This window comes from Kitasatospora sp. NBC_00240 (genome assembly GCF_026342405.1).
GTDB lineage: Bacteria > Actinomycetota > Actinomycetes > Streptomycetales > Streptomycetaceae > Kitasatospora.
Genome location: NZ_JAPEMU010000001.1, coordinates 8239655 through 8252222, shown reverse-complemented (window position 1 = coordinate 8252222; position 12568 = coordinate 8239655). Strand labels below are relative to the sequence as shown.

General features: G+C 75.8%; 12 protein-coding genes. 5 read left to right on the top strand and 7 right to left on the bottom strand.

What is annotated here, in order from left to right; translation table 11 throughout:
• Positions 1–201: 201 nt before the first annotated feature.
• Positions 202–942, bottom strand: coding sequence for a transglycosylase family protein (locus OG689_RS44920; RefSeq protein WP_323189355.1), 741 nt, complete (start codon positions 940–942; stop codon positions 202–204).
• A 628-nt stretch (positions 943–1570) separates the two neighbouring features.
• A complete protein-coding gene (locus tag OG689_RS35130; protein ID WP_266325115.1) occupies positions 1571–2326 on the bottom strand; it encodes a hypothetical protein in 756 nt (251 codons plus the stop codon).
• Positions 2327–2395: 69 nt separating this feature from the next.
• On the opposite strand from OG689_RS35130, the gene OG689_RS35125 reads away from it, so the two are divergent.
• Positions 2396–2824 carry an Lrp/AsnC ligand binding domain-containing protein gene (locus tag OG689_RS35125; protein WP_266325113.1) on the top strand — a complete coding sequence of 143 codons (429 nt, stop codon included), beginning with the start codon at positions 2396–2398 and terminating at the stop codon, positions 2822–2824.
• Positions 2825–2959: 135 nt separating this feature from the next.
• On the opposite strand, the gene OG689_RS35120 is transcribed toward OG689_RS35125, so the two are convergent.
• From OG689_RS35120 to OG689_RS35110, 3 genes are all read right to left on the bottom strand, one after another.
• On the bottom strand, positions 2960–3628 hold the full coding sequence (locus OG689_RS35120) for a response regulator transcription factor (protein ID WP_266325111.1): 669 nt from the start codon (positions 3626–3628) through the stop codon (positions 2960–2962).
• A gap of 79 nt (positions 3629–3707) precedes the next feature.
• On the bottom strand, positions 3708–5510 hold the full coding sequence (locus OG689_RS35115; RefSeq protein ID WP_266325109.1) for a histidine kinase: 1803 nt from the start codon (positions 5508–5510) through the stop codon (positions 3708–3710).
• 125 nt (positions 5511–5635) lie between these two features.
• Complete coding sequence (locus OG689_RS35110) at positions 5636–8146, bottom strand: SpoIIE family protein phosphatase (protein WP_266325107.1); 2511 nt, start codon at positions 8144–8146, stop codon at positions 5636–5638.
• 187 nt (positions 8147–8333) lie between these two features.
• Here OG689_RS35110 and OG689_RS35105 point away from each other — a divergent pair, with 187 nt between their 5' ends.
• From OG689_RS35105 to OG689_RS35095, 3 genes are all read left to right on the top strand, one after another.
• Complete coding sequence (locus OG689_RS35105; protein WP_266325105.1) at positions 8334–8786, top strand: RDD family protein; 453 nt, start codon at positions 8334–8336, stop codon at positions 8784–8786.
• Positions 8783–9100: a DUF4326 domain-containing protein gene (locus tag OG689_RS35100; RefSeq protein ID WP_266325103.1), complete on the top strand. Its 318-nt coding sequence runs from the start codon at positions 8783–8785 to the stop codon at positions 9098–9100. The genes OG689_RS35105 and OG689_RS35100 overlap by 4 nt, the downstream gene beginning before the upstream one ends.
• Before the next feature lie 130 nt (positions 9101–9230).
• On the top strand, positions 9231–9872 hold the full coding sequence (locus OG689_RS35095) for a uridine kinase (RefSeq protein WP_266325101.1): 642 nt from the start codon (positions 9231–9233) through the stop codon (positions 9870–9872).
• Here the strand turns inward: OG689_RS35095 and OG689_RS35090 are convergent.
• Both OG689_RS35090 and OG689_RS35085 read right to left on the bottom strand, forming a co-directional pair.
• Positions 9820–10683: a DNA-formamidopyrimidine glycosylase family protein gene (locus OG689_RS35090; RefSeq protein WP_266325099.1), complete on the bottom strand. Its 864-nt coding sequence runs from the start codon at positions 10681–10683 to the stop codon at positions 9820–9822. The two genes, OG689_RS35095 and OG689_RS35090, sit on opposite strands and share 53 nt — an antisense overlap.
• A 123-nt stretch (positions 10684–10806) precedes the next feature.
• Complete coding sequence (locus tag OG689_RS35085; protein ID WP_266325097.1) at positions 10807–11268, bottom strand: universal stress protein; 462 nt, start codon at positions 11266–11268, stop codon at positions 10807–10809.
• A gap of 218 nt (positions 11269–11486) precedes the next feature.
• Here OG689_RS35085 and OG689_RS35080 point away from each other — a divergent pair, with 218 nt between their 5' ends.
• Positions 11487–12551: an NAD-dependent epimerase/dehydratase family protein gene (locus OG689_RS35080; RefSeq protein WP_266325095.1), complete on the top strand. Its 1065-nt coding sequence runs from the start codon at positions 11487–11489 to the stop codon at positions 12549–12551.
• Positions 12552–12568 lie beyond the last annotated feature (17 nt).

Genomic DNA, 12568 nt, shown 5'->3' with positions numbered 1-12568 from the left:
CCGGAACGAGTTCTTGGGAAGTTCGAATCGGGCCCTCGGGCGGTACCCGAAGCGGCCCGGGGAGTGGGCGGACGAGCCCGGACGGCGGCCGGTGGGCGGGCCCCGGCGGACCTGACGCCGACGAGCCTGACCACCGGCCGCCGGAACGCGAACAGCCGCCCCCTCCGAGGAGGGGGCGGCTGCCGGTGGTGCGGGGTGGGATCAGACGATGATGGTCTGGCCCGGGTAGATCAGGTCGGCGTTGGCGCCGATGACCTGGATGTTCTTGGCGTGCAGGCTGGTCACCGAGGTGCCGAACTTGGCGGCGATCCCGCCCAGGGTGTCACCGCTCTTGACGGTGTAGCTGCCCTTGGCGGAGTTGTGCTGGCCGGCCTGCTTCCACGACTTCACGGCGTCGGTGGAGGTCGACCCGGTGCTCTCGGACTTCGGCGCCTGGGCGGCGGCCGCGTCCGAGGAGGTGGCCGGCTTGGTGTCCTTCTTGGCCGGGGCGGCGGGCGCCTCGGCGGCGGGCTTGGCAGCCGGGGCCGAGGTGTCCACGGCGGCGGCCGCGCCACCGGCGGTCAGGCCGGCCTTGACGGAGCAGACCGGCCAGGCGCCGGGGCCCTGCGAGGCGAGCACCTTCTCGGCGATGGCGATCTGCTGCGCCTTGGTGGCCTGGTTGGCCTGCGGCGCGAACGCGGTACCGCCGAAGGCGGCCCAGGTGGAGGAGGTGAACTGCAGGCCGCCGTAGAAGCCGTTGCCGGAGTTGATGCTCCAGTTGCCGGTGCTCTCGCACTGGGCGACCTTGTCCCAGGTGGACACGGAAGCAGCGGAAGCCGAGTTGGCCGTGACGAGGCCTGCCACCGGAAGGGTCACAACGGCCCCGCCGATCAGGGCCATCCGCACGCGGTTGCGCTTGGTGGCGGTCTTGGTGGCAGCGGTGGTCTCGTTACGGAAGCTCATGTAATTCCTCTCGCGTGTCCCGGGCAGGCATGCGGAACCAGACCCCGGAAGGGCCTGTCCCGATCGCCTTGCTCGATGAGCGGCCGGACACGCGGAAGAGCGTGCCGCGCCGCCCCGGCAACCCTCCGCACGCCTGCGACCTGTTCGAGTTGGTCGCTCCGGCGGGCACGTCCCGCACCGGGTGATCCGGTGGGCCGTGCGACGGGGGTTAACCCGGGTGGTGCTCGTTGCACCGACGAGAACGAACCTACGGTTCCGGGAGGTTTGGTTCAACCATTGACGGGTTCTCGCAGGTCAGTCCACTGTTACCGGCGGTATTGATCAAGGAATCGCGCCTTGAATGCCCCTTTTTATCCGTATTTGCATGATCAAAACGGACATTTCGGTGCCCGCGCTCACACCCGAGGGCCTGTGAGCCCGCCCACACGGACGACGCGGAGCGAGCCCCGGCAGACGTTCCGTGACATCCCGACCACCGCCGCACCCCACACCACCCGCCCCCGGGTGGCGCCCGCCACACCGCGCCGTCCGTCCGACGGTCCCTCAACCCCCGGAAACCACACGACCACCCGGCGCACCCCGCCCGACGGCCCCGCGCCCGGCCCGACCCAGGCACCCGCCGACCGTCTCAGGCCGGCAGCGCCAGCCGCACCGCGTAGTACGCCACCAGCCCGTACCCGGCCCCGTAGGTGACCGTCCGCGCCACCGGGCCGGTGAGCCGGGCCCCGGCCAGCGCCCCCACCACGGCGAGCACCTGCTGCCAGGCCAGCGAGGTCACGAACACCCCGCCCGCGAACGCCGCGCCCGCCAGGGCGCCGGTCACCGGCCCGCCGCCACCACCTCCGCCACCACCTCCGCCCGGGCCGCCCGCCGAGACCAGCGCGACGAAGTAGAGCGCCGTCGCCGGATTGACCAGCGTCAGCAGCAGGAAGCGGACGAAGGCCGGGGCCGCGCCACCCGCACCGACCGCCGCTCCCCCGGCTCCCCCGACACTCCCGGCTCGCTCGGACGCCCCTTCAGCCACCCCTTCGGCCACCCCGGCGGCCGGCGCGGCCGGCTGCGCGCGCGGGCGCCGCAGCGAGAGCAGCCCACGGACCGCGATCGCGCCCAGCAACGTGGCCGACAGGGCCCTGGTCCACACCTCCCATCCGGCGAGGAGCACGGCGACCCGGGAGCCGACGGTCACCGCCAGCGCCGCGTACAGCAGGTCGGCCGACGCGACCGCGGCTGCCGCGGCGGCGGCCGCGCGCCACCCCCGGCGCCCCTCCTCCAGCAGCAGGACGCCCACCGCGCCGAGCGGCAGGGCCACCCCCAGACCCGCCGCGCCGCCCGCCAACAGGGCCCGTGCCAGGGGTGCGTCCACCAGGACGAAGTAGTCGGTCATCGGGCCACCGTCACAGACCCGCGGGTGCTTCCCCGGCCGCATACGCCCCACGACCGCGATAATCGCGGTATGGACGAACTGGACAGCGACATTCTCGGCCTGCTGCGGGCGGACGCGCGGATCTCCTACCGCGACCTGGGGGCCCGGGTCGGCCTGAGCTCCAACGCCGCGGCGGACCGGGTGCGGCGGCTGATCCGGACGGGCGTGATCCGCGGCTTCACCACCCTGGTCGACCCGGCCGCCGACAGCCGCCCCGGCCTGACCGTCTTCATCGACGTGACCCTGCGGCCGGAGACCGACAGCGACACCTTCGAGACGACGGTGCTGCGGTTGCCCGGCGTCACCGAGGCGGTGCACGTCACCGGCGCGCACGACTACCTGCTCCGGGCCCGGGCCGCCGACGCGGCCGCGCTCGACCACCTGCTGCGGCGGCTCAAGCACGAGGCGGGGGTGGCCCACTCCAGTACCCGGCTGGCCCTGCGGATCGCCTCCCGCTGAGCCACCCCGTCCACCGCCGCCGTCCACCACCGCCGTCCAGCGGCGTCCGACGGCGAGGCCGTACGTCGGTCCGCGTCCCCGCGCCGGTCCGGCACCGGTCCGGGCCCGGGTCCGGCGCGGCGGCCGGGCGAGTCCTCAGCCGGCGGCGTCCAGCCCCGCGTCCCTGGCCAGCAGCGCCGCCTGGACCCGGTTGTCGCAGCCCAGCTTGGCGAGGATCCGGCTGACGTACGTCTTCACGGTCGCCTCGCTCATGTGGATCCGAGCGCCCGCGTCCGCGTTGGAGAGGCCCTCGCCCAGCAGCGCCAGCACCTCGCGTTCGCGCGGGGTGAGCGCCTCCAGCCGCCGGCGGGCGGCCTCGGCCCGCGCCGCCGCGGGGCCGGCCGGGCCCGCGGCCAGGCTGTCCACGATGAACCGGGTGGCCACCGGCGAGAGGAAGGCGTTGCCGCCGGCCGCCGCCCGGACGGCCTGGATCAGCTCGGCCGGCGCGGTGTCCTTGAGCAGGAACCCGGCACCGCCGGCCGCCACCGCCCGCAGCACGTTGTCACGCTCGCCGAAGGTGGTCAGGACCAGCGCCCGGGCGCCCGGCGCGGCCCGCGGCAGCTCGGCGAGCGCGGTGAGGCCGTCCATCACGGGCATCTGGATGTCCAGCAGCACCACGTCGACGCCGTGGGCGCGGGCGAGTTCCAGCGCCTCGCGCCCGTCGGCCGCCTCGGCGACCACGTCGATGTCGTCGGCCGAGGAGAGGATCATCCTGATCCCGGCGCGGATGAGTGGCTCGTCGTCGGCGACGAGGACTCGGATCACTGCTGGTCCTCCTGGACGGGCAGGGGTCGGCGCCGCGGCTCTCGCTCCGCCCGGGCCGGCCGCGTGGCACGCGGCACGGTCATACCTTCGCACGGTAGTGCTGCTTGTCGATCAACGTGCCGTCCTTGAAGCAGAACCGGGCCACGTACTCGTCGTCGAAGCCGTCCTTCCCCGGTTCGTCCGAGATGTACCAGGAGCAGGACGCCCCGGCCGGCGGGGTCGGCCCCGTCCCCTGGTAGCCCTGGGTCAGCACGCGGCTGCCGACCGGGAGCCTGGCCCGGACGTCCGCCTCGGCACTGCCGACCGCGATCGACTCGTACGTCTTCTTGCTCACGGTCGCGTCGTCCAGGGCCTGCACGAAGGCCAGCATGCCCCAGACCAGCAGGCCCACCACGGCCAGCACGACCGCGGCGGCGCCGGCCGCGCAGCCGACCGCGGGGTTGCGCGGTCCCGGCCGGCCGAGCCGGGCGGCCCGACCCACCCCCCGACCCGTTGCCCGGGCCGGTACCGCCGGCGCCGCCCCGGCGGGCAGGGCGCCCGGCAGGGTGTCGGCCGCGCCCTCGGCCGGCGCGGCCACCCCGTCGTGGTCGTAGGGCAGGACGGCGGCCAACCGCCAGCCACCCCCGGCGGACGGCCCGGCGTGCACCATCCCGCCGACCAGCCGGGCCCGCTCGCGCAGCCCGGTGAGGCCCTGGCCGCCGCTGACCACCTGGCCGGCCGCCGGCGGCTCGGGCGCCGGCCCGTTGGCGACCTCGACCACCAGCGCGTCCGGTTCGTAGCGCAGCGCGACGCTGAGCGGCGCGCCGGGCGCGTGCTTGTGCGCGTTGGTCAGCGCCTCCTGGACGATCCGGTACGCGGCGTGCTCGGTGGCCGCCGTGAGCGGGCGGCCCTCCCCGGTGCGGCTCAGCACCACCGCGGCGCCGGCCGCCCGGGAGCCCTCGGCCAGCCGCTCGATCCCGTCCAGCCCGCCGCCGGAGCCACCGCCCGCCCGCCCGGCGCCGGGCGGCGCGGACTCCTCGTGCAGCACGCCCACCACCACCCGGAGCTCGCGCATCGCGGCGACCGCGGCCTGCCGCAGCACGCCGACCGCCGCGCGCTGGGGGTCGGTCAGCGAGCGGTCCACCTCCAGCGCGCCGGAGTGCACGGAGATCAGTGCGAGCTGGTGCCCGAGGCTGTCGTGCATGTCCTGGGCGATCCGGTGCCGCTCCCGCAGCCGGGCCTGGTGGGCGATCATGACCCGCTCGCGCTCCAGCTGGTCGTTGCGCTCCTGCAGCGCGACGACCAGCGCGCGGCGCTGGGCGTGGTAGCGGCCGGCCAGCGCGGGCAGCGCGGCGAACAGCAGGAAGCCGCCCAACGCGAACCCGGCGACCCCCTCGGCCGGGACGACGTCGTCCCCGTGCAGAACGGCGGTGGCCGTCATCAACGTGAAGGAGGCCGCCATCACTCCCAGCGTGGGCAGCGCCCGGGTGACCCGGTAACCGGCCGACCAGGCGGCGCAGACCAGCAGCGGGCTGAAGCTGTCGATCGCCCCGGCCCCGGCCGCCGTCACCAGCAGGACGGGAACCGGCAGCCCGCGCCGCATCAGGAACAGCAGAGCCACCGCGGCCACGTACAGCGTCAGCTTCAGCGGCCCACGGTGCGCGACCGCGACGATCAGCGCCGCCAGCCCGGAGAGGACCAGGAGGCCGACGACCTCCCGGACCAGCGCCCACGCACCCCACGGCCCCGGGAAGACCCGGCGGACGGCCCGGCCGGCGACCTGCCCGACCGCCGCCGCCCGCCCCGTGCCTGTACCGGTCCCCTTCCCGGCCGTACCGGGGGTACCGGCCGTACCCGCGCCGGTCGCCGTCGTACGGTCCGCTGTTCCTGGTGTCGCTGCCACCCGGCGAGGCTAACCGGACCGGACGGCGGCCGACCGCCACCCTTGGTCGTCGGGTGCCGCGACGAAAGTCGCGCCCCCGCGCGCCGGGGCGGACCGCGACGGCGGGGCCGCGGACGCCCGCGTGGTCAGTCGGGGGTGTAGGCGGCCAGCAGCAGCGCCACGTCGTCGGCGCGGTGGGTGGAGCGCCGGGCGTCGAGCAGCAGGCGGTCGGCGAGTTCGTCGAGGGTGGCCGCCTCGGCGTGGGCGAGCGTGGTGCGCAACCGGTCGACGCCCTCGTCGATGGCGCTCCCGGGCTCCTCCACCAGGCCGTCGGTGTAGAGGGCGAGGATCGAGCCGGGCGCGAGGTCCAGTTCGGTGACCGGGAACTCGGCCTGGTTGTCGATGCCGAGCAGCGGGCCGCCGGGCAGGTGCAGCGCCTCGGTCTGGCCGTCGGGGTGCCGCAGCAGCGGGGGCAGGTGTCCGGCCCGGGCGGCGCAGGCGTGGCCGGTTTCGGGCTCCAGGTAGATCAGGCAGCAGCTGGCGAGCAGCCCGGGGTCGAGGTCGACCATCAGCCGGTTGGTGCGCCGGAGCACCTCGCCCGGCGGGTCGCCGCCGCTGGCGAAGGCCCGCACGGCGCTGCGGAGCTGGCCCATGGTGGCCGCGGCGCCGACGTTGTGCCCCTCGACGTCGCCGATCACCAGGCAGGCGCCGCAGCTGGTGCTGATCGCGTCGTACCAGTCGCCGCCGATCTCCATGCCCTGGGTGCCGGGCAGGTACCGGGCGACGATCCGGACCGCCTCGATCCGGGGCAGCCGGTGCGGGAGCAGGGCCTGCTGCAGCCCCCGGGCGAGGGCGAACTCGGCGTCGTAGAGCCGGGCGCGTTCCAGGGCCTGGGCGATGAAGCCGCCCAGCGCCGTGAGCAGGCCGCGCTCCTCGCTGCTGAACGACTTGGGTTCGTCGAAGCCGAGGATGCAGCTGCCGACCGGGTGGCCGGAGGCGATCAGCGGGAGGAAGGCCCAGGAGCGCATCTCGTCGAGCGGGATGCCGGGGTAGGCGGCGGAGAGCTGGTGGACGGACTCGAAGAAGATCGGGGTCCCGGTGCTGAGCGCGTCGACACCGGGCAGTCGGGTGCCCATCGGGGTGCCCTCGAAGGGGTCGAGGAAGCCGTCCGGGTAGCCGGTCTGCGAGACCAGGTGGAGCCGTTTCTCGCGCGCCGTGTAGATCGCGAGCTGCTGGCCGCCGAAGGCGGGCAGGATCTGCTCACCGACCGCCTGGCAGACCTCCTTGACGCTGACCGCCTCGGTGAGTGCGCTGGCCAGCTGCAGCAGGTGGTAGGTGGAGCCGATGCCGGGCCGGGTCAGGGTGGGCGTCTCGACGGGCGGCACGGCGACGCCGGGGGGTGCCTCGGCGGCGACCACCCGCCCGGTGACGCCGTGCGCGTCGGGGTAGAGCGAGAAGGCGAGCCAGGTGTCGGGCGGGCGCAGCGCGAGGAAGGCGGTGGGCTGCTGGGAGAGCATCGCGGCCCGGTAGCGGTCCTCGTACACCGGGTCGGCGAGCCAGGGCAGCACGTCCCAGGGGTGGTGGCCGACCAGGTCCTCGCGGCGGGCGGCCAGCAGCAGTTCGCAGCTGCGGTTGACGTAGCCGGTCACCCCGTCGGGGTCGAGGGAGAAGACGCCGTCGCGCAGCCGTTCGACGGCGGCCGCGGCGGCGGTGCCGGTCCGGCTGTCGAGGACGGCGCCGACCAGGTGGGTGCGGCCGGTGGGGCCGGTGTCCGGTACCCTTCCCCAGAGTTCGACGGGGTGGGCGTGGCCCTCGTGGTCGACCACCCGGATCCGGGCGGCCAGCACCCGGCGGTGGTCGAGCGCGGCGCGGGCGGCGGCACGCAGCTCGGGCAGGTCGGCGGGGGCGATCCGGTCGGTGAAGGTGACCGCGCGGCCGTCGTACTCGGCCGGGGGGACGCCGAACAGTTCGCACATCTCCTCGTCGGCGTTGAGCCTACCGGTGGCGAGGTTCCAGTCGAAGAGCCCGACCCGGGTGACGGCGATGGCGGGGGTCGGCAGCTCGATCACGGCCGTGTCCCCGGCGGCCTCCACCGGGTGGCCGCCGCTCTCCAGCCCGGCCAGCGCCCCGCCCAGGCGGTTGGCGATGGTCCGCAGATGGCGCGGGGCGCGGTCCGGCACACCGTGCTGCGAGGCCGGCCAGAACGCGGTCAGGACGCCGAAGGCGTGGCCGTCGGAGGCGATCGGCACGCACGCGGAGGAGAAGTCGTAGGGCATCCCGACGGCAAGCTGGGGGAAGCGCCGCATGGTGTCCTCGGTGTCGGCCAGGGTGACCGTGCGGCCGGTGCGGTAGCTGACGGCGGCGGGCAGCGGGCCGGCCACGGCGATCCGGCGCATCGGGCTGAGCAGCGACAGGGGTACGCCGGCGACGGTGGTGAGGACCAGCGAGCGGCGGTCCCGCGAGTGCAGGTAGACCACGCCCCCGTACGCCTGGGTGCTGCTGAGCGCCTTGCGGACGGCGGCCGCGAGCAGGACGTCGACCTCGTGCCCGGCGGCCGCGGGAACGTGCGCCCGCCGGCGGTGCGCGTCGCCGCGCTCCGCCCTGGTACCGCGGGTCTCGCGCGGGCCGTGCTGGTCCGCCGGTACACCTTGGCGCATCTCTTCTTGCTACGCCGGGGGCCGGGGCCTGTCAAGGCGGGCGCTGGCGGGCCGCGGGCCCCGCCCGGAGGTGCCCGGCCACTCGGACCACCCGGGTTGCGGGGTACGGGCGCTGCGCCAGCATGGCCCTAACCGCCCCGCACCCGGCCGCGACCGCCGGCGCCCCCTCCCGAGATCGGTGGTCCCGATGAGGTTCACGCCCTGGTGGTCCCGTGTGATGTCGTTCCTCGTCGACTACTTCCTGGTGAGCATCCCGTCCGGCGTGGCGAGCCTGGTGGACCCCCGCAGCACCGCCCTGGAGGCCGGGCTCGGCGTGGTCACCTTCGCCCTCCTCGTGTACAACCGCTGGTATCTCGGCGGCCGCGGGCAGAGCTGGGGCAAGAAGCTGCTCGACACCCACCTGCACAAGGAGGCCACCGGCCGGCCGATCGGCACCTGGAAGTCCTTCGTCCGGGACGTCTGCCACCTCCTCGACGCGCTGCCCTGCTTCCTGGGCTTCCTCTGGCCGCTGTGGGACAGCCGGCGGCAGACTTTCGCCGACAAGCTCGTGAAGACCGTGGTGGCCCCGGCCGAGACCCCGCTGCCCGAGCCGCTGGCCCCGAACTGGCAGGCGCCCGGCCGTCCGGAGGGCGCCGCGTGACCGCCGGCCGGACCACCGTGGTCAACCTCAAGGGCCACCGGGACGACCCGGACTACGCGGACGTCGTCTACGTCGGCCGCGCGATGCACCGCGGCGGCTGGCACCTCGCGGGCTCGCCGTTCTCCTCCCCGTTCCGCCCGGGCCGGGACGGCACCCGGGCGGAGGTGGTCGCCCGGTACCGGGCCTGGCTGCTGGAGCAACCGGAGCTGCTGGCCAAGGTGCCGGAGCTGCGTGGGCACCGGCTCGGCTGCTGGTGCGTGCCGGAGCTGTGCCACGCCCAGGTGCTCGCCGAGCTGGCCGACGCGGGGCCCTGACGGTACACGCGGGACGCGCGACGCGCGGCGGTGCCTGACGGCCCGTCCGTCGGCCCGGCGCAGGGCCAGGGTCGAGCCGGGGGCGGGCCCGGCGGCCCGGCCGCGCGGACCGGCAGGGCAGGATGACGGTGTGCAGGTACGCCCCATCTCGCCCGAGCGGCTGGCCGAGCTCCTCGCCGACCGCATCACCGACCTCGCCGCCGCCCTGCCCGAAGGCGGCCGGCTGCGCGTCGCCGTCGACGGCGCGCCCGCCGCCCGGCCGGGCGCGCTCGCGGACGCCCTGGCCGAGCCGCTGCGGCTGCGCGGCCGCCCCACCCTGCGGGTGTCCGCCGCCGACTTCCTGCGGCCTGCCTCGATCCGGCTGGAGTACGGCAAGCAGGACCCGGACGCCTACCACGACCTGCGGCTCGACGAGGGCACCCTGCTGCGCGAGCTGCTCGACCCGCTGGAGCCCGGCGGCAGCGGCCGGGTGCTGCCGACGTTCTGGGACGCGGCCGCCGACCGCGCCACCCGGGCCGGCTACACCCCGCTGCCGCCCGGCGGGGTGCTGCTGCTCGACGGCGAACTGCTGCTCGGCCGCTGGCTCCCGTTCGACCTGACCGTCCACCTGGCGCTCACCCCGGCCGCGCTGGCCCGCCGGACGCCGCCCGAGGAGCACTGGACGCTGCCCGCCTTCGCCCGCTACGAGGCCGAGACCGGACCCGCGGACGCCGCCGACCTCACCGTGCGGGTGGACGACCCCCGCCACCCCGCGCTGGTCGAGCGGCCGTGATCGGGCGCGGCGCGCCGGGCGGGGCCGGGCCGCGCTGGCAGTACGGGCACCAGTAGGCGACCCGGTCCTGCGGCGGGGTGCCCACCCGGGCGGTCAGCACGGCGGTGCCGCAGCGCGGGCAGGGGCGGCCGGCCCGGCCGTACACCCAGTGCTGGTGGCCCGGCCGGGTGTCACCGGTGGTCACATGGCCCGGGCGCAGCTTGTTCGCCTCCAGCAGCTGCCGGGCCCGGTCCACCAGGCGCTCGGGTGCGGGGAGTTCGCCGACCGGCGTCCAGGGGGTGCGGCCGGCCAGGAAGCAGAGTTCGGCCGCGTAGACGTTGCCGATGCCCGCCAGGTTGCGCTGGTCCAGCAGCGCCTCGGCGAGCGGCCGGCCCGGCACGGCGCGGAGCCGGCGGACGGCCTCGGCCGGGTCCCAGCCGGGGCCGAGCAGGTCGGGGCCCAGATGGCCGACGACCCGCTGCTCGTCGGCGGTGCGCAGCAGCTCGACGACGGGCAGGCGGTAGCCGACGGCGGTGGCGTGCGCGGTGCCGAGGACGGCTCTGATCTGCCAGGCGGGGCCGCCGGACCAGCGTTCGCCGGGCCGGTGGACCGCCCACCGGCCGTCCATCCGCAGATGGGTGTGCAGGGTGAGGCCGCCCTCCAGCCGGGTGAGCAGGTGCTTGCCGCGCGGGGTCACGTCCAGGACGGTGCGGCCGGTGAGGTCGGCGGTGGCGTGCGCGGGCACCCGCAGGTCGGCGACGGTCAGGACCGCACCGGCCAGCGCCGTGTGCAGGTCAGCCGCTGTGCGGTAGACGGAGTCCCCTTCTGGCATGGCTCCATCCTGGCGTCTCGGCGGGCGGCTGTCAGGCCCGGACCGCACGGGACGGGACGGGGCCGGCAGGGGCGCCGGGTTGAGGCGCCGGGTCGGAGGTCAGGACCGGGGCAGGGTCAGGGGTCAGGCGCCGGGTGCCTGCTCCTGGCCTTCGCGGAGCACCACGACCGGGCAGGGCGCGTGCTCGGTGAGGTGGCGGCTGACCGAGCCGAGCAGGGCCCCGGAGAACCCGCCGAGACCACGGCTGCCGACCACCAGCAGGGCCGCGCCGGCCGCACGGTCGAGCAGGGCCCGGGCGGCGTTGCCGGGGATCACCAGTTGGGTGATCTTGACCGACGGTTCGGCGCCGGCGGCCTCGGTGACGGCCTCGGTGAGCGTCCGGGTGGCCAGCGCCTCCGGGTCGAAGCCGTCGGCGACAGGCACCGAGCCCACCCAGCCGTAGAAGGCCGGGTACTCCCAGGCCGAAAGCGCCTCGACCGTGCCGCCGGTGATCCTGGCCTGCTCGACCGCCCAGCGCAGCGCGCTGCGCGACGCCGCCGAACCGTCCACGCCGACCACGATCCTGCCGCCGGTGCCGTTGCCCATGCCGTCCTCCTCGCTCGCCTTCGGATACTCCCCTATATATAGATCAACCTGACATTCCTCCGATTACCGCCACACGGTACGGGCCGCCCGCCCCGCGGAACCGCCCCGAGCGTCCGGCCTCCGCGGCCCCGGCCCCGGCCCCGGCCCACCCTTACGGACCGCTGACGGACGGCCACGGAATCCCCCGGGGACCGCCCGACCGCTCTAGCGTCGGCGCCATGGATGTTCTGCTCACCGGCGGTGCCGGTTTCATCGGGTCGGCCGTCGCCGCCCGGCTGCTCCGCGACGGGCACACCGTCCGGGTGCTGGACGCGCTGCTGCCAGCCGTCCATCCCGGCGGCGCCGAGGCGGTCCGGCTCCCCGAGGGCGTGGAGTTCCAGCACGGCGACGTCCGGGACGCGGCGGCCGTGGCCCGCGCCCTGGACGGCGTGGACGCGGTCTGCCACCAGGCCGCGATGGTCGGGCTGGGCCTGGACTTCGACGACGCGCCCGACTACGCGGGCTGCAACGACCTCGGCACGGCCGTGCTGCTCGCCGGGATGAACCGCGCCGGCGTCGGCGACCTGGTGCTCGCCGGCTCGATGGTGGTCTACGGCGAGGGCCGTTACCACTGCGCCGAACACGGCGAGGTCGCCCCCGGGCCACGGGTCGCCTCCGAGCTGGACGCCGGCCGGTTCGAACCCCCGTGCCCGATCTGCGGAGCCGCCTTGGCCCCCGGCCTGACCGGCGAGGACGCCCCCGCCGACCCGCGCAACGTGTACGCGGCGACCAAACTCGCCCAGGAGCACCTCGCCTCGGCCTGGGCCCGGGCCCGCGGCGGCCGGGTGCTGGCCCTGCGCTACCACAACGTCTACGGGCCGGGGATGCCGCGCGACACCCCGTACGCCGGCGTCGCCTCGCTGTTCCGCTCGGCGCTGGCCCGGGGCGAGGCCCCGCAGGTGTTCGAGGACGGCGGCCAGCGCCGGGACTTCGTCCACGTCGGGGATGTCGCGGCGGCCAACTCGGCCGCACTCGAAGCCCTGGCCGACCGCCCGGCCGGCAGCGCCCGGGCGTACAACGTGGGCAGCGGCGAGGTCCGCACCGTCGGCGAGATGGCCACCGCGCTGGCCCGGGCCTTCGGCGGACCGGATCCCGTGGTCACCGGCCGCTACCGTCTCGGCGACGTCCGGCACGTCACCGCCGACTCGTCCCGGCTGCGGACCGAGCTGGCCTGGCGGCCGCGGGTGTCCTTCACGGACGGGATGGCGGAGTTCGCCAAGGCACCGCTGCGGGGTGACGATTGATCCGGCCGGATGGCAGT